Annotated in this window: 16 protein-coding genes; 8 read left to right on the top strand and 8 right to left on the bottom strand. The window is 71.2% G+C overall.

Annotation, left to right across the window (positions count from 1 at the left end):
• Nucleotides 1–99: 99 nt before the first annotated feature.
• A complete protein-coding gene (locus PSQ21_RS14480) occupies nt 100–582 on the bottom strand; it encodes a CarD family transcriptional regulator (RefSeq protein ID WP_003953493.1) in 483 nt (160 codons plus the stop codon).
• 839 nt (nt 583–1,421) lie between these two features.
• Here PSQ21_RS14480 and PSQ21_RS14485 point away from each other — a divergent pair.
• Nucleotides 1,422–2,126, top strand: a complete 705-nt coding sequence (locus tag PSQ21_RS14485) for a DUF461 domain-containing protein (protein WP_274030919.1) — start codon at nt 1,422–1,424, stop codon at nt 2,124–2,126.
• 92 nt (nt 2,127–2,218) lie between these two features.
• Here the strand turns inward: PSQ21_RS14485 and PSQ21_RS14490 are convergent, their stop codons facing one another.
• Both PSQ21_RS14490 and PSQ21_RS14495 read right to left on the bottom strand, forming a co-directional pair.
• A complete protein-coding gene (locus PSQ21_RS14490; RefSeq protein WP_189520573.1) occupies nt 2,219–2,899 on the bottom strand; it encodes a response regulator transcription factor in 681 nt (226 codons plus the stop codon).
• Complete coding sequence (locus PSQ21_RS14495) at nt 2,896–4,158, bottom strand: sensor histidine kinase (protein ID WP_097867538.1); 1,263 nt, start codon at nt 4,156–4,158, stop codon at nt 2,896–2,898. Before PSQ21_RS14495 ends, PSQ21_RS14490 begins: the two co-directional genes overlap by 4 nt.
• A 199-nt stretch (nt 4,159–4,357) precedes the next feature.
• On the opposite strand from PSQ21_RS14495, the gene phoU reads away from it, so the two are divergent.
• Both phoU and PSQ21_RS14505 read left to right on the top strand, forming a co-directional pair.
• The gene (gene phoU, locus PSQ21_RS14500; protein WP_018959812.1) at nt 4,358–5,035 is read left to right on the top strand and encodes a phosphate signaling complex protein PhoU; all 678 of its coding nucleotides are present in this window, start codon (nt 4,358–4,360) and stop codon (nt 5,033–5,035) included.
• A 242-nt stretch (nt 5,036–5,277) separates the two neighbouring features.
• On the top strand, nt 5,278–5,427 hold the full coding sequence (locus PSQ21_RS14505; protein WP_274030921.1) for a hypothetical protein: 150 nt from the start codon (nt 5,278–5,280) through the stop codon (nt 5,425–5,427).
• Nucleotides 5,428–5,508: 81 nt separating this feature from the next.
• Here the strand turns inward: PSQ21_RS14505 and PSQ21_RS14510 are convergent, their stop codons facing one another.
• On the bottom strand, nt 5,509–6,837 hold the full coding sequence (locus PSQ21_RS14510) for an MDR family MFS transporter (RefSeq protein WP_274035773.1): 1,329 nt from the start codon (nt 6,835–6,837) through the stop codon (nt 5,509–5,511).
• A 275-nt stretch (nt 6,838–7,112) separates the two neighbouring features.
• Here PSQ21_RS14510 and PSQ21_RS14515 point away from each other — a divergent pair, with 275 nt between their 5' ends.
• The gene (locus PSQ21_RS14515) at nt 7,113–7,874 is read left to right on the top strand and encodes a phosphoglyceromutase (RefSeq protein ID WP_018959814.1); all 762 of its coding nucleotides are present in this window, start codon (nt 7,113–7,115) and stop codon (nt 7,872–7,874) included.
• A gap of 143 nt (nt 7,875–8,017) precedes the next feature.
• On the opposite strand, the gene PSQ21_RS14520 is transcribed toward PSQ21_RS14515, so the two are convergent.
• Entirely contained in the window at nt 8,018–8,761 is a 744-nt protein-coding gene (locus PSQ21_RS14520) for a class I SAM-dependent DNA methyltransferase (protein WP_274030922.1), read from the bottom strand.
• A gap of 174 nt (nt 8,762–8,935) precedes the next feature.
• Here PSQ21_RS14520 and PSQ21_RS14525 point away from each other — a divergent pair, with 174 nt between their 5' ends.
• The 3 genes from PSQ21_RS14525 (at nt 8,936) to PSQ21_RS14535 (ending at nt 10,123) form a co-directional block, all read left to right on the top strand.
• Nucleotides 8,936–9,325 (top strand): YunG family protein, encoded by a 390-nt coding sequence (locus PSQ21_RS14525; protein ID WP_274030923.1) that lies wholly within the window; start codon nt 8,936–8,938, stop codon nt 9,323–9,325.
• Nucleotides 9,326–9,635: 310 nt separating this feature from the next.
• Nucleotides 9,636–9,884, top strand: coding sequence for a hypothetical protein (locus PSQ21_RS14530; protein ID WP_097867524.1), 249 nt, complete (start codon nt 9,636–9,638; stop codon nt 9,882–9,884).
• Nucleotides 9,881–10,123, top strand: coding sequence for a hypothetical protein (locus tag PSQ21_RS14535; protein ID WP_274030924.1), 243 nt, complete (start codon nt 9,881–9,883; stop codon nt 10,121–10,123). The genes PSQ21_RS14530 and PSQ21_RS14535 overlap by 4 nt, the downstream gene beginning before the upstream one ends.
• Before the next feature lie 48 nt (nt 10,124–10,171).
• Here PSQ21_RS14535 and PSQ21_RS14540 read toward each other — a convergent pair whose 3' ends face one another.
• The 3 genes from PSQ21_RS14540 to mshA all read right to left on the bottom strand — a co-directional run bounded on the left by PSQ21_RS14540 (nt 10,172) and on the right by mshA (nt 13,362).
• On the bottom strand, nt 10,172–10,981 hold the full coding sequence (locus PSQ21_RS14540; protein WP_274030925.1) for a hypothetical protein: 810 nt from the start codon (nt 10,979–10,981) through the stop codon (nt 10,172–10,174).
• A 275-nt stretch (nt 10,982–11,256) separates the two neighbouring features.
• Nucleotides 11,257–11,769 carry a YbjN domain-containing protein gene (locus PSQ21_RS14545; RefSeq protein WP_274030926.1) on the bottom strand — a complete coding sequence of 171 codons (513 nt, stop codon included), beginning with the start codon at nt 11,767–11,769 and terminating at the stop codon, nt 11,257–11,259.
• A gap of 240 nt (nt 11,770–12,009) precedes the next feature.
• The gene (gene mshA / locus PSQ21_RS14550) at nt 12,010–13,362 is read right to left on the bottom strand and encodes a D-inositol-3-phosphate glycosyltransferase (protein WP_274030927.1); all 1,353 of its coding nucleotides are present in this window, start codon (nt 13,360–13,362) and stop codon (nt 12,010–12,012) included.
• A gap of 212 nt (nt 13,363–13,574) precedes the next feature.
• Here mshA and PSQ21_RS14555 point away from each other — a divergent pair, with 212 nt between their 5' ends.
• Nucleotides 13,575–14,360: a class I SAM-dependent methyltransferase gene (locus PSQ21_RS14555; protein WP_274030928.1), complete on the top strand. Its 786-nt coding sequence runs from the start codon at nt 13,575–13,577 to the stop codon at nt 14,358–14,360.
• The last annotated feature ends 365 nt before the right edge of the window (nt 14,361–14,725 follow it).

Raw genomic sequence — 14,725 nt, forward strand, 5'->3', positions numbered from 1 at the left:
CGCCCGACGACGCAGCGCGAAAGCGACTGGTCAGCGGGCACCGCAGCACATTCATACGACCGGCGCGATCCGGCATGCCGAGCCGGATCCGTCCGATTCTCAGGAGGCGAGGACCTCGTCGAGCAGAGCCTCGGCCTTGTCCTCGTTCGTGTTCTCCGCGAGGGCGAGCTCGCTCACCAGGATCTGGCGGGCCTTGGCGAGCATGCGCTTCTCTCCGGCGGAGAGACCGCGCTCGCGCTCCCGACGCCACAGGTCACGCACTACTTCCGCGACCTTGATGACATCGCCGGAGGCGAGCTTTTCGAGATTTGCCTTGTAGCGCCGGGACCAGTTCGTCGGCTCTTCCGCATACGGTGCGCGCAGCACCTCGAAGACCCGGTCCAGCCCGTCCTGCCCGACCACGTCGCGCACGCCCACGAACTCCGCATTGTCCGCCGGCACACGAACCGTCAAGTCGCCCTGGGCGACCTTGAGCACCAAGTAGGTCTTGTCCACGCCTTTGATCTGGCGAGTTTCGATAGCCTCGATCAGCGCGGCCCCGTGATGGGGATAGACCACGGTGTCGCCAACCTTGAACGTCATGTGACAGGTACCCCTTCCGTGGCTATCCAGAGTAACACGAGAACCGCATCTCCTGAATGGCGTTTTCGCAGGTCAGGGCATATCTCGGGGCTTGACAACAGCAACACGAACGTGCTGCGGAAGGCTTCCGGAAGACGGTATTCGCAGGTCGGAGCCACTGTGCGCCGGGGATGAAACACCCACGCCACATGGTCCGGAAGCCCTACAGAAGAGGACGAAAGTCCCGTTTTGTCTGGTTCGGGAAGGTCGTCATTCCGTACTCCGTTCGATGATCGCTCACCCGTACGGGCGTAACTGTCCGACCGCAATGAAATTGATCAAGCCACATGGCGCCCGGCGCCTTTCCGCCGCGAAGCCGGGAATGGCGAAGAAGCCACGACGAAGCCACGACGAACCCGCGACACGGGCAGAAGAATTGATCACACGGATTATGTGAACGGCACATGGCTTACCCGCCGGTAGAACAACACCCGGAGGCGCCCCGCCGGGCCTGCCGAGCCGCCCGGCCCGTCCACGGCCGCCCCCGGGGAACATTCCTCGCCGCCCCGAGGGGGCCAGGCCCCCGCCACCCGGGGAACCCCTCGCGGGAACCAGGCCTCCGCCACCCCCGGGGAACACCCTCGCCGCGCCCGAAGACGCCGCTCACCGCCCTCCGGGGAAGGCCCCTCACCACCCTCGACGAAGAGGCGAAGCGCGTAGAGGCGGGTCGGGTGCGGGGCGGGCACGGCGGCTCGGTAGCCTAAGGCCGCTGACACACCCTTAGGGCGGCTTTACACCACCGCTCGACGACTGACCGCCCGAAGTCCGCAGTCCGACTCGTTCAAGGAGTTGCCGCCGCCGTGAGCCGCAGCCTTCGACACGGCGCCCTCGCCGCCACCGCCACCGTGTTCTCGATCGTCTCCCTGTCCGCCTGCGCGGCGGGCAACAACGCGGAGACACTCAAGATCAGGCCGGACAACCCGGCCACCACGGTGGGCGACATCAAGATCCAGAACGTGAACGTGCTCACCCAGCCCGAGGGCGGCGCGGACGGCCCCGCCGTCGTCGCCGCGACGCTGTTCAACGAAGGTACCGAGCGCGAGGTGCTGGAGGCGGTCACGCTGCCCGGCACCGACGTCGAGGTGAAGCTCCGGTCCGCCAAGGGCGACGGTCCCGTCGTGGTCCCGGCCGGCGGCCAGGTCACCATCGGCGGGAAGGGCAACGCCGCCGCCACGATCGAGAACAGCGGCGAGGCGGCGCGCAACGGCGACGTCCAGCAGGTCGTCTTCAAGCTCAGCCGGACCGGCGATGTCGGCCTCGGTGCCAGTGTCTTCCCGGCCGAGGGCTTCTTCAAGGACTTCGGCCCCAGCCCGAAGGCGGAGGCGCCCGCGCAGAAGCCGAGCCCCACGCCGTCGGGCGAGGCGTCCGGCGACGCGGAGACCCCCGGCGCGTCCGAGGGCGAGACGTCCGGCACGCCGGCGAACGGCGCGAGCACCGAGGGCGCCCAGGGCGAGACCGGCACGCAGGGCACGGGCGACGCCGCCTCGGTGCCCCCGGCCAACTGACGCGGGACCCCGCCCCGTAAACGGGCGTACGGCATGCCGAAGGGGCGCTTCCCGGCCGGGAAGCGCCCCTTCGGCATGCGCGGCCCCGCGGTCTACGGCTCGAACTTGTACCCCAGGCCCCGCACGGTGACGAGGTAGCGCGGGGCGCCCGGGTCGGGCTCGATCTTGGCGCGCAGGCGCTTCACGTGGACGTCGAGGGTCTTGGTGTCGCCGACGTAGTCCGCGCCCCAGACGCGGTCGATGAGCTGCATCCGGGTCAGCACGCGGCCCGCGTTGCGCAGGAGCATCTCCAGCAGGTCGAACTCCTTGAGCGGGAGGTCGACCTTGCCGCCGGAGACCGTGACCACGTGCCGGTCCACGTCCATCCGGACCGGGCCCGCCTCCAGGGCGGCCGGGGTGACCTCCTCCGGCTCCCCGCGGCGGCGCAGGACGGCCCGGATGCGGGCGACGAGCTCCCGGGAGGAGAAGGGCTTCGTGACGTAGTCGTCGGCTCCTATTTCCAGCCCGACGACCTTGTCGATCTCGCTGTCCTTGGCGGTGACCATGATCACCGGAACGTTGGAGCGGCTGCGGAGCTGGCGGCACACCTCGGTGCCGGGCAGGCCGGGCAGCATCAGGTCGAGCAGGACCAGGTCGGCACCGTTGCGCTCGAACTCGTCCAGCCCCTCGGGGCCGGTCGCCGCGATGGCGACCTCGAAACCTTCCTTGCGCAGCATGTAGGACAGGGCGTCGCTGAAGGATTCCTCATCCTCGACGACAAGCACTCGGGTCACGGAAGAGCCTCCGGGGCAGGGAAGGGGTCAAAGGTGTCGGTCTCGTACGGCCCCTCGTCGTCGCCGTTGACGATAAGCGGTCCGCCGGTGGTGCGCTCCCTCGCGGCGCCCGATTCGGGCAGCCGGAGGGTGAAGGTGGAGCCCTGGCCCTCGGAGCTCCAGACGGTGACCTCCCCGCCGTGCGAGGCGGCCACGTGTTTGACGATGGCGAGGCCGAGACCGGTGCCACCGGTGGCCCGTGAACGGGCCGGGTCGACGCGGTAGAACCGCTCGAAGACCCGTTCGCGGTCCTTCTCGGAGATGCCGATCCCCTGGTCAGTGACGGCTATCTCGATGAGGTCCCCGCCCGGGGAGGTCATGCGGCGTGCGGCGATGCCGACGCGGGTGTGGGCGGGGCTGTAGTTGACGGCGTTCTCGACGAGATTGCCGAGCGCGCCGACCAGCTGGCCGCGGTTGCCCCAGACAGTGAGGCCCTCGGCTCCCGCGGACGCCATGGTGATCTGCTTCGAGCCGGCCTGCTGGCGGCAGCGGTCGATCGCCTCGGCGACCAGCGTCTCCACCTTGACGGGCTCGGCGTCCTCCAGCGGGTCGTCGTTCTGCACCCGGGAGAGGTCGATGAGCTCCTGGACGAGGTTGGTCAGCCGGGTGGCCTCGATCTGCATCCGCCCGGCGAACCGCTCCACCGCCTCCGGGTCGTCGGAGGCGTCCATGACCGCTTCGGAGAGCAGGGAGAGCGCTCCGGTCGGCGTCTTCAGCTCGTGGCTGACGTTGGCGACGAAGTCGCGCCGTACCGCTTCTATCCGGCGGGCCTCGGTGAGGTCCTCGACCAGCAGCAGCACCAGCCGCGAGCCCAGTGGGGCGACCCGGGCGGAGACCGCGAGGGTGTCCCCCCGGCCCGTGCCGCGCCGTGGCAGATCCAGCTCGCCCTGTCGTATCTCTCCGTCCCGCCGGGTGTCCCTGGCCATGTTGAGCATCGGCTCGACGGCCAGCCGGCCGCCTCGGACCAGGCCCAGGGCATACGCCGCCGAGCTGGCCTTCACCACTCCGTCGCTCTCGTCGAGGACGACGGCGGAGGAGCTGAGTACGGAGAGGACGGTGTCCACTCCGGGGGGCAGGGCCGCGTTGCCGTCCGGCCGGAGCGACGTACGCGTGGGCCGTTTCAGGTCGCGCTCGCTCCAGCGGAACGCCAGCATGGCGATCACACCGGTCAACAGCCCGGCGATCGCTGCAGCCGCGGCGACCGCCGCGTTCACGTCCATGCTTCAAGGTTATGCGGGTGCGACGACTCCCTCCCAGCCGTCCGAGTGCCATCTCGAACACTCGTCGCCCAGAGTTCATCGAGGGGTAGGAGCCGGTTCACTTAGGGGGTTGGATCCGGACGCGTTCCGGCCCCACCGTGTAACCGTGGGGGTCGGTCCGAGACCCCGGCCTCAGTTCGGAACTGGAGAGGGACTTCCCATGCGCGACGCTTACCACGAGGAACTCGATTCGATCGGAGAAGGCCTGGTCGAGATGGCCCGGCTGGTCGGCTCGGCGATCGGGCGGGCGACCACGTCCATGCTCGACGCCGACCTGGCGCTGGCGGAGACCGTGATCGCCGGCGACCAGAAGGTCGACGACCTCCAGCACGACCTGGAGGCCCGCGCCATCGCGCTCCTCGCCCGCCAGCAGCCGGTGGCGACCGACCTGCGCATCGTGGTGACCTCGCTGCGGATGAGCGCCGACCTGGAGCGCTCGGGCGACCTCGCCCAGCACGTGGCGAAGCTGGCCCGGCTGCGCTTCCCGCAGGCGGCGGTCCCGAACGACCTGCACGCCACCATTCTGGAGATGGGCCAGCTCGCCCAGCGCCTGATGGCCAAGGCGGCCGAGGTCATCATCACCAAGGACGTCGATCTGGCGCTCCAGCTGGAGCAGGACGACGACGAGATGGACCTGCTGCACCGCACGTTGTTCCAGCACCTGATGGACGACCGCTGGAAGCACGGCATCGAGACGGCCGTCGACGTGACCCTGCTGGGCCGCTACTACGAGCGCTTCGCCGACCACGCGGTGTCGGTCGCCAAGCGGGTCGTCTACCTGGTGACGGGCGAGCACGCGGACGAGATCCAGGCGGCGGCCCCGGTCGAGGGCGCCTGACGGCCACTCCGGCGGTCCCGGCGGTTCCCGCCGCCCCGGCAGTCACTGACGTACCGGAGTATCAACGGCGCACGCGGGTCGCACTCATGTTCCCGCACGTGTGCGCTGTTGATGCGCCCGCCGGGATGGGCATGCAATGGGGCGGGGGCGGTGCCATGGCCGTGAGCGGTGGGTCATGCCGTACGTCCCCGGCGGCGGCGCACCGGCGTCCGCCGCCCAGCCGTATGCCCTGAGGAGGAACCATGGCCGATTCCCCCACGACCGAACCCCAGCGGGAGACCCCGACCGAAGTGGTGCGCGGAGCCGCGCTCGGCGCCTGCGGCTGCGGACCGGGCTGCGGGTGCGGCTGCCAGTCCGGTGCCCCGTGCCAGTGCGGCGGCTGCTCCGGCTGACCCGCGCCGCGTACGTACGTACGGTGCCCGCCCGGCTTCTCCTCCGGGCGGGCACCGTACGCGCGATCCCGCTCCCCCGGATCAGCCCGCCCGCTCCACCGCCGCGGCGGGTACGGCCTCCGGCTCTGCCTGGTCCGGCCGGGCCCCGGCCGGTACGGGCGCGGGCCCGGGCAGGACGTCCGCCACCGTGTGCTCCTCGCGCGGCAGATTGCGCATCAGCAGCCAGTAGCCGAGGCCGGCGACCGTGCCGATCACGGCGCAGGCGGCCCAGAGCCAGGCGGCGCCGTAGTGGTCGATCACGAAGCCGGACATCAGCGGGGCGACGAGCGCGGCCACCGACCAGGACATCGTGTACATGCCCTGGTAGCGGCCCCGGCCCCGGACGGGCGACAACTGCACGACCAGGCTCGTCTGCGTGGGCGCGTTCACGATCTCGGCCAGGGTCCACACGCACACCGTCAGGGCGTACGCCGCGACGGACCCGGCGAAGGCCGTCAGCCCGAAGCCGTACCCGGCGAGCAGCGAGGAGATGATCAGCAGCCGGCGCGGGTCGCGGTGCTGGATGTAGCGGGTGACGGGGATCTGGAGGACCACGATCAGCACGCCGTTGACGGCGATGGCGGTACCGAAGTCGGAGCTGGAGAGCCCGTCCGTACCCATCGCCACCGGCAGCCCCACGTACCCCTGCTGGAAGATGAGCGCCACCAGGAACGACAGCCCCACGACACCCATGTAGCGCCCGTCGCGCAGGACGGTGGTCAGCCGCACCTCGTCCTTGGGCCGCTTGCCGCCGACGGTCTTCACGGCCGCTTCCTCGGGCCGTGACTCCGGCACCTTCAGGAAGACGAGAACGGCGCACACGAGCGTCATCAGGGCCTCGCCGATGAAGCCGGCGAGGTAGCTGTACTCGGCGATGAAGCCGGCCCCGGCGGAGGAGATCGCGAAGCCGAGGTTGATGGCCCAGTAGTTGAGCGAGAAGGCACGCACGCGGTCCTTCGGGGGCACGATGTCCGCCATCATCGCCTGGACGGCGGGGCGGGAGGCGTTGCTCGCCATGCCGACGAAGAACGCCACGGCGCCGATGGCGAAGGGGTGCACCATGAACCCGAGCACCGCCACCGACACCGCGGTGGAGAGCTGCGCGATCAGCATGGTGGGCCGCCGCCCGAGCCGGTCGGTCATCACGCCCGCGCCGAGCGAGGAGATGACCCCGCCGAGGCCGTGGAGGGCGGCGACGAGACCGGCGTACGACGCGGAGTAGCCCCGGTCCAGGGTCAGGTACAGGGCCATGAAGGTCGCGACGAACGCGCCGAGGCGGTTGACGAGGGTGCTGGTCCACAGCCACCAGAACTCGCGGGGCATCCCGGAGACGGTCTCGCGGGCGGCTGTGCGCAGACCGGCGACGGACATAAGGATTCCCCCCACGGGACGTACGGAACGAGGCCTCGGGTAACACCCCCGACAACGTCCGAGACATTACGAAGGCCGGCTCCCCGCCCGCCACTGGATTGACGTCCCCCGTCAATCGTCCGCCCGGCGGGCCCTCCGGCCCGGGCCCTGTCCGCGTTACGGGCGGGCCCCCGGCCCGGGCCCTGTCCGCGTCACGGGCGGGCCCCCGGCCCGGGCCCTGTCCGCGTTACGGGCGGGCGCGCGGACCCCGCAAGGGTTCGATTACGCTCGGACTCATGGCCGACGCACCGTACAAGCTGATCCTCCTCCGCCACGGCGAGAGCGAATGGAACGCGAAGAACCTGTTCACCGGTTGGGTGGACGTCAACCTCACCGAAAAGGGCGAGAAGGAAGCAGTCCGCGGCGGTGAGCTGCTCAAGGACGCCGGTCTGCTCCCCGACGTCCTGCACACCTCCCTCCAGCGCCGCGCGATCCGGACCGCCCAGCTGGCCCTGGAGTCCGCCGACCGCCTCTGGATCCCGGTCCGCCGCTCCTGGCGCCTCAACGAGCGCCACTACGGCGCGCTCCAGGGCAAGGACAAGGCGCAGACGCTCGCCGAGTTCGGCGAGGAGCAGTTCATGCTGTGGCGCCGCTCGTACGACACCCCGCCGCCGCCGCTGGACCGCGACGCCGAGTACAGCCAGTTCGACGACCCGCGCTACGCGACGCTCCCCCCGGAGCTGCGCCCGGACACGGAGTGCCTGAAGGACGTCGTCGTCCGCATGCTCCCGTACTGGTTCGACAGCATCGTCCCGGACCTCCTCACGGGCCGCACGGTCCTGGTCGCCGCCCATGGCAACAGCCTCCGCGGTCTGGTGAAGCACCTGGACGGCATCTCGGACGAGGAGATCTCGGGCCTCAACATCCCGACGGGCATCCCTCTCTCCTACGAGCTCGACGCCGACTTCAAGCCGCTGAAGCCGGGCGGCACGTACCTGGACCCGGACGCGGCGAAGGCCGCCATCGAGGCCGTGAAGAACCAGGGCAAGAAGAAGTAGCCCTCGTCTCCTCCGGCTCAGCCGAGCCCCCCACCTGCGGTTTTCCGCCTGGTGGGGGGCTCGTTCGTGCGGTCGTTCAGCCGATGCCACTCACGTCCGGTCGGGCGCCCCGAGGCGGCTGGGCCGCGCCCGGCCCCGCTGTCTCAGGTCGCCGGCTTGCGCCAGACCGAGATGTGCTTGGCGGAGTCCTGGCCGAACGGCGTCCCGCCCCAGTCCTCGACCCGCTGTTCCAGCTCCAGCCCGGCGATGCGGGCCATCAGGTCCAGCTCCGCCGGCCAGGCGTAGCGGTGCCGGGAGTTGGCGCGGCGGTAGTGGCCGTCCTCGCCGTCGCGGGTGAAGTGGTGCGAGACGAGGATCTGCTCGACCAGGTCGAAGGTGTCGAAGCCGAGATGCCGCTCGGACACGTCGAACGGCACCGCGACCTGGCCCGGGGGCAGGAACCGCAGGGGCGGAACGCCCAGTTCGATGACGAACCGGCCGCCGGGCGCGAGATGGCGGGCCGCGTTGCGGAAGCACTCGACCTGCTCGTCCTGGGTGAGGAGGTTCGAGATGGTGTTGTAGACGAGGTACACCAGGGTGAACTCGCCGGGGACGACCGTGGTGGCCATGTCCCCGATGGTCACCGGGAGGGTGTTCGCGTCGACCTTGCGGCGGAGTACCGCCGCCATCGGTTCGGACAGTTCGATACCCGCCACCGGCACGCCGCGCTCCCGGAGCGGCACGCCCACGCGGCCGGTCCCGATGGCGAACTCCAGGGCCCTGCCGGATCCGGCGAGCCGGGCGAGGAAGTCAAGGGTCGGTTCGAGGGCGGCGGCCGAGGAGTTCTCGGCCTCCTCGGCGTCGTAGCGGTCGGCGGTCTCTCGGCTCCACAGTTCGCTGCTCGTCACGGGCGACCACTCTGCCGGGTGGCCGGGGGCTCTGTCGACGCGATTGATGGCGGCCGGCTCCCCGTGCGTGAGCTACGGATACGCGTCCCATGTACGGGTGTTGGCGGAGGAGTCCGGGCAAGTCCGCAGTTCCGGGAGGACGCGTTGTCAGTGCCCCCTGCCACCATAATCATTATGGCGACCTACCTGCTCACCGACATCGAACAGGCGCTCCGCGACAGTTGGAGCGCCGAGACCTGCACCCCGGAGTACCGGGACCGCTGGACGCCGGACAATCCGGCGCGGGACCAGTGCGGGGTGACCGCCATGGTGCTCAACGACCTGCTCGGCGGGGAGCTGATCCGGGGCGAGGTCCATGTCGACGGGGTGCGCACCGACTTCCACTGGTGGAACCGCCTGGGCCCGGGCGTGGAAATAGACCTGACCCGGGAGCAGTTCGGGCCGGAGGAGGTCGTCGTCGGTGGTGACGTCATCGTCAGGCCGCCCGTCAGCGAGTGGCGGCGGCTTCAGGAGGAATACGCGATCCTGCGCGACCGGGTCGCGGAGCGGCTCGGGCGGGACTGAGAGCCCGGTGGCGGTCCGTGCGGTGCCGCGCCGCCGTCGGGCCATGGGGCCGGGCCGGGGCGCAGCTTCGGCGCACCCCGTCCGGCCGCCGCGTGGTTGCCGGGTCCCGCAGCGAGGTCGCCTCGTCGTATCCCGTTCCGTCGCCGTGTAGTTGCGGCGTACCCGGCCCGCCGCCGCACGGCTGCGGCGCGCCCCCGGTCCGTGCCCGATCCGTGACCCCGCCGGGGCCGCCGAAGTGCCCCTCGCACGCACTACGGTGGGCCCATGCCGTCCGTGTGCTTCCAGGGCAAGGAGATCGAGGAGAGCGATCATGGGTGAGTCTCTGAAGACCTTCGTCGGCGGTGCCGAGGTCGAGGTGCCCAACAGCATCCCGGCCATCCGGGCCGCGCTGCCCAAGGAGAGACGCGAGGAGTTCGATTCCGCGATCAACGAGGCCGGGGTGCACGAGATTCAGGCCGTCATGCGGCACTGGATGCTGGAGGCCGTCCCCGACCCCGAGGCCGAGAAGATCCTGGACCGGCTGGCGCAGGACGAGGCCGAGAGGCGGAGCGTCGCTTGAGCTTCCGCATCTCCTACGCACCGCCCGCCGACGACACCCTGGCCAAGATGCGCGGCGGCCAGGTCTTCCGCGACGAGATGGCCCGCACCCTCGGTGAGGAGCCGTACGGCCACGCGTCCTCCGCCGTCAAGAGCGAACAGGACCGGCGTGAGGCGACCGTCTCCGGGGCCATCGTCCTCTACTACGTCTCCCGGTCCGTCCTGACCGTCACCGTCGTCCGCCTCGTCCCCCTGCCCTGACCCCACCCGAGGGGCGGGCGGGGAGGGCAGGGGCGCGGCCTCCGTACGTCAGGCGAGCTTCTTGTCCTGTGCCGCCACGACCTCGACCGGTACCTCGAACTTCACGTCGCCGCCCGCCGCCGCCAGGTTGAAGGAGAAGAACGTCGCCACGGTGGCCTCCTTGCGCAGCGCCACCAGCTTGAACGGGGCCGTGTCGCCGTCGTCCTCGGAGGTGACCGTCCAGGCCGCGGCCTCGTCGCCGCCGGTGACCTTCTCCTCGGCGATCGAGGCGACCTTCGTCGGCGTACCCGCGACCGTGGCGGTGAAGCCGCCCGCGCAGTCGGCCGCGGCCTTCTTCAGCGCGGCGAACGCGTCCGGGCCCGCCGTCCCCTCGTACGAGTGCAGGGCGACGAACGTGGACGTCAGGTCGAAGGCGTCCTTGAACGCCTCCCCGGCTTCGCCTTCCGCCATGTCCTCCAGCGACTTCTTCTTGCCGTCGGTCTTCGGCTCGTCGATCACCTTGCGCTTCGTGGTGGCCACCGAACCCTTCTGCGCCACGCCGAACATGGCGTGGGCGACCGGCAGACAGCCTTCCTTGTCGACCGTGACGCCGTCCGCCGGGACCTCGTCGGCCGGGCCGGCCTTGGTGACCTTGCGGCCCTCCACGTCGCCCTGGGCGAGGGTGGCCTTCTCCAGCTCGGCGGCGGTGAGCGCCTCGGCCGGGGCCTTCGGGGCCGAACTGCTGCCGCTCGACGCGCCCTTGTCGTCCTTCCCGTCCTTCTTGTCGGCGTCCGACGTGGAGCCGCAGGCGGTGGCCAGCAGGGTGAGGGCTGCCGCGGAGGCGGCGAGGGCGGTACGGCGTACGGCAGTGGCGCGCATGGTTCTACTTCCTGCAATCTCCGGATCGGGGGCAACCGCCCTCCCCGATGCGGCACTTCGACACCGTCTGGGACGGGCCGTCGCAGTGATCCACACCTTACGATCGAACCTGTGAGCGATGCCCGGCCCAGTGGCACCCTCCGGTGATCGTGATTCTGCTGTGACCACCCTGTGAACACACTGTGGGGCGGCTCCGTACAACCCCGCCGCGCAGGCCGTCGGCCCGCGTCGCCTGTTCACAGAGAGCCGCCGGGGCGATCGGCAGAAGACGGGCGTCAGCTGTCGGACGAACCCCGGGTCAGATGACTGAACGCGTCCAGGTTCCGGGTGGACTCGCCGCGCGACACCCGCCACGCGTACTCCTTGCGGATCGAGCTCGCGAAACCGAGCTCCAGGAGGGTGTTGAACGCCCCGTCGGCCGCTTCGAGCACCACGCCGAGCAGCCGGTCCAGCTCCTCGGGGGTGACCACCGACAGCGGCAGCTTGCCGACCAGGTAGACGTCGCCGAGCGAGTCGATCGCGTAACTCACCCCGAACAGGCGGAGGTTGCGCTCCAGCAGCCAGCGGTGCACCTCGGCGTCGTTCTCGTCGGGGTGCCGGACGACGAACGCGTTGAGGGAGAGGGAGTGCTTGCCGACGATCAGCGAGCAGGTTGTCGACAACTTGCGGGTGCCGGGCAGGGTCACGACGTAGTTGCCGTGCTCCGGGCTCTCCCATACGAGCCCGGCGTCGTTCAGCGTCGCCTCGATGACCTGGGCCGCTGCGGTTTCGTCCGGTACGTCAGCCATGCAGCGAGCGTACGACAGGAGTGCCCCGCGCACGCCACGGGACCGAGCGCACGACAGGGGTGCCCCCGCACGGCACGGGACCGAGCGCACGACAGGGGTACCCCCCGCACGCCACGGGACCGCGCGTACGACAGGGGTGCCCCCCGCACGGCACGGGACCGCGCGTACGACAGGGGTGCCCCCCGCACGGCACGGGACCGGCGACGCCCGCCCCACGAACGGGGGCAGCCCCGACCGTGCTCAGCCGTGGTGCACCCGGGCCCGGCGGCGGTGGTCGCAGAGCGCGGCCGTGTACACGTCGGCGGTCGCCGAGGCGGCCGTGTCCCAGCCGAAGGACTCGGCGTGCGCCGCGGCGGCCGCCCCCATCCGCTCGACCAGCTCCGGTGCGTCCGCGAACCGCCCGAGCGCGCGGGCGTACGCCTCCGGTTCGTGCCCCTGCACCAGGAAGCCGCCGACCCCGTCGCGCACCGCCACCGGCAGCCCGCCCACGGCGGCGGCGACCACCGGGGTGCCGGTCGCCTGCGCCTCTATGGCGACCAGCCCGAAGGACTCGCTGTACGACGGCATGACCAGCACCGACGCGGCCCGGAACCAGTCGGCGAGCCGGTCCTGGCCCACCGGCGGATGGAACCGCACGACGTCGGCGATGCCGAGGCGGGCGGCCAGCTTCTGGAGGCCCTCGGGCTTGGCGAGTCCGCTGCCGCTCGGGCCACCGACCACCGGCACGACGATGCGGGACCGCAGGGACGGTTCCCGGTCCAGCAGCACCGCCACGGCGCGCAGCAGCACGTCCGGGGCCTTCAGCGGCTGGATACGGCCCGCGAAGAGCGGGATCAGCGCGTCCTGCGGCAGACCGAGCCTGGCCCGCGCGGCGGCGCGGCCGTCGGCCGGGCGGAAGCGGTCCAGGTTGACGCCGGGGTGCACGACGGCGACCGCGGCGGGATCCGCGTCGTAGAAGCGGACGAGCTCGTCGGCCTCCTCGGTGGTGTTGGCGATCAGCCGGTCGGAGGCGTTCACGATCTGGGTCTCGCCGATGACCCGGGCGGCCGGCTCGGGGGCGTCGCCCTCGGCGAGCGCGGCGTTCTTGACCTTGGCCATGGTGTGCATGGCGTGCACGAGCGGGACGCCCCAGCGCTGGGCGGCGAGCCAGCCGACCTGGCCGGAGAGCCAGTAGTGGGAGTGCACGAGGTCGTAGTAGCCGGGGCGCTGGCCGGCCCAGGCCTGCATCACGCCGTGCGTGAAGGCGCAGAGCTGGGCGGGCAGCTCCTCCTTGGCGAGCCCCTCGTACGGGCCGGCGTCGACGTGCCGGACCAGGACACCGGGCGCCAGCTCGACCGCGGGGGCCAGCGAGCCGGTGGTGGCCCGGGTGAATATCTCGACCTCGATGTTGATCGCGGCGAGACGCTTGGCCAGTTCGACGATGTAGACGTTCATCCCGCCCGCGTCGCCCGTGCCGGGCTGGTGGAGCGGGGACGTGTGCACGGAGAGCATCGCGACGCGGCGTGGCTTGCGGGAGGTCCCGGAGAGGCCTCCGGGAAACCTGAGGCGCGCGGCCGTGCGGGTGGAGCCGAGCCGGGAGACGTACTGGCTCACCTCGTCGGTCCTCCTCGATCGGGGCATGCTGACCGGAGGGCACGGGGGTCCTCCGAAGGGCGAGAACAGTGGAATCCCGCCTTTCATTTCCGCTTTGCCAAATCATTACGTTGTCGGGCGGCGCGTCGCACGGCGACGGCGGGGCCTGCGGGCATCGGCCCCGGCCCGGAGGCCCCACCGGGCCGACCCGCCCCGTCGCATACGCTCGACCCATGCGCCAGCGCCCCATCGGCACCGCCACCCGCGGGACCACCAACCCGAACCGGCTGCGCCGCATGGACCGCTGGATCGCCGACGCGCACGGCCCCGCCCTGCGCCGCGCCGGTACGCCGGTCGCCGTCGACCTCGGGTACGGGGCGGCCCCCTGGACCGCGGTCGAGCTGCTCGACCGCCTGCGCACCGCCGAGCCGCGCACCGTGGTGGCGGGCATCGAGATCGACCCGGAGCGGGTCGCCGCCGCGCAGCCGTACGCCCGGGAGGGCCTCACCTTCGTGCACGGCGGCTTCGAGGTCCCGCTGGACACCCGGCCCCTGCTCATCCGGGCGGCGAACGTGCTGCGCCAGTACGACGAGGACCAGGTCGCCGAGGTCTGGGCACGGCTGTGCTCCCGCCTCGCCCCGGACGGGCTCCTGGTGGAGGGGACCTGTGACGAGATCGGGCGGCGGCACGTCTGGGTGGCCCTGGGGCCCGGGGGCCCGCGCACGGTCACCTTCGCGACCCGTCTCGGCTCGCTGGAGCGCCCGTCGGACCTCGCGGAACGCCTGCCGAAGGCGCTGATCCACCGCAACGTGCCGGGCGAGCCGGTCCACGCGTTCCTGCGGGACTTCGACCGGGCCTGGGCGACGGCCTCCCCGTACGCCTCGCTCGGCGCGCGACAGCGCTGGATCGCGGCGGTGCGGGCGGTGTCGGCGGACTGGCCGGTGGCGGACGGGGTACGGCGGTGGCGGCAGGGCGAGATCACCGTGCCGTGGGACGCACTCCGGCCCAACAGCCACTGAGCCGTGGCCCGGAAGGGCAGAAATCCTCCGCTCCGGGAACGCCTCGGGGGCATCGTTCGTCCCAGTGAGGGGAGAAGGCGCAGGTCGAGGCGGAGAGCGAGCCGGGCAGGCCCGGGGGGAATCATGACGAAGCAGCCCTGCGGGGGCGATATGTGACGCGGCAGGTGCCGTCGGCCTCTGTTGCTTTACGGGGCGACATGGCACGATCGCGACGTTGCCGAAAAGTTACTGACGGTAAGTCAGATGCACGGTATCCGCATTCTGTTGCTTCCCGGATGCACGGCATTCCTGGCCTTCGTCACCTCTATTGCTTTCATCATCTTCGCCACCTTCGCCGTCTTCGCCACCTTCGCCGTCTTCGTCAC

This window comes from Streptomyces sp. MMBL 11-1 (genome assembly GCF_028622875.1).
In the GTDB taxonomy this organism is placed as follows: domain Bacteria; phylum Actinomycetota; class Actinomycetes; order Streptomycetales; family Streptomycetaceae; genus Streptomyces.

Excerpts from the sequence above, each read along its gene's own strand:
- PSQ21_RS14480 (WP_003953493.1), bottom strand. The coding sequence starts at position 582 with ATGACGTTCAAGGTTGGCGACACCGTGGTCTATCCCCATCACGGGGCC.
- PSQ21_RS14495 (WP_097867538.1), bottom strand. The coding sequence starts at position 4,158 with ATGGACGTGAACGCGGCGGTCGCCGCGGCTGCAGCGATCGCCGGGCTG.
- phoU (WP_018959812.1), top strand. The coding sequence starts at position 4,358 with ATGCGCGACGCTTACCACGAGGAACTCGATTCGATCGGAGAAGGCCTG.
- PSQ21_RS14505 (WP_274030921.1), top strand. The coding sequence starts at position 5,278 with ATGGCCGATTCCCCCACGACCGAACCCCAGCGGGAGACCCCGACCGAA.
- PSQ21_RS14510 (WP_274035773.1), bottom strand. The coding sequence starts at position 6,837 with ATGTCCGTCGCCGGTCTGCGCACAGCCGCCCGCGAGACCGTCTCCGGG.
- PSQ21_RS14515 (WP_018959814.1), top strand. The coding sequence starts at position 7,113 with ATGGCCGACGCACCGTACAAGCTGATCCTCCTCCGCCACGGCGAGAGC.
- PSQ21_RS14525 (WP_274030923.1), top strand. The coding sequence starts at position 8,936 with ATGGCGACCTACCTGCTCACCGACATCGAACAGGCGCTCCGCGACAGT.
- PSQ21_RS14530 (WP_097867524.1), top strand. The coding sequence starts at position 9,636 with ATGGGTGAGTCTCTGAAGACCTTCGTCGGCGGTGCCGAGGTCGAGGTG.
- PSQ21_RS14540 (WP_274030925.1), bottom strand. The coding sequence starts at position 10,981 with ATGCGCGCCACTGCCGTACGCCGTACCGCCCTCGCCGCCTCCGCGGCA.
- PSQ21_RS14545 (WP_274030926.1), bottom strand. The coding sequence starts at position 11,769 with ATGGCTGACGTACCGGACGAAACCGCAGCGGCCCAGGTCATCGAGGCG.
- PSQ21_RS14555 (WP_274030928.1), top strand. The coding sequence starts at position 13,575 with ATGCGCCAGCGCCCCATCGGCACCGCCACCCGCGGGACCACCAACCCG.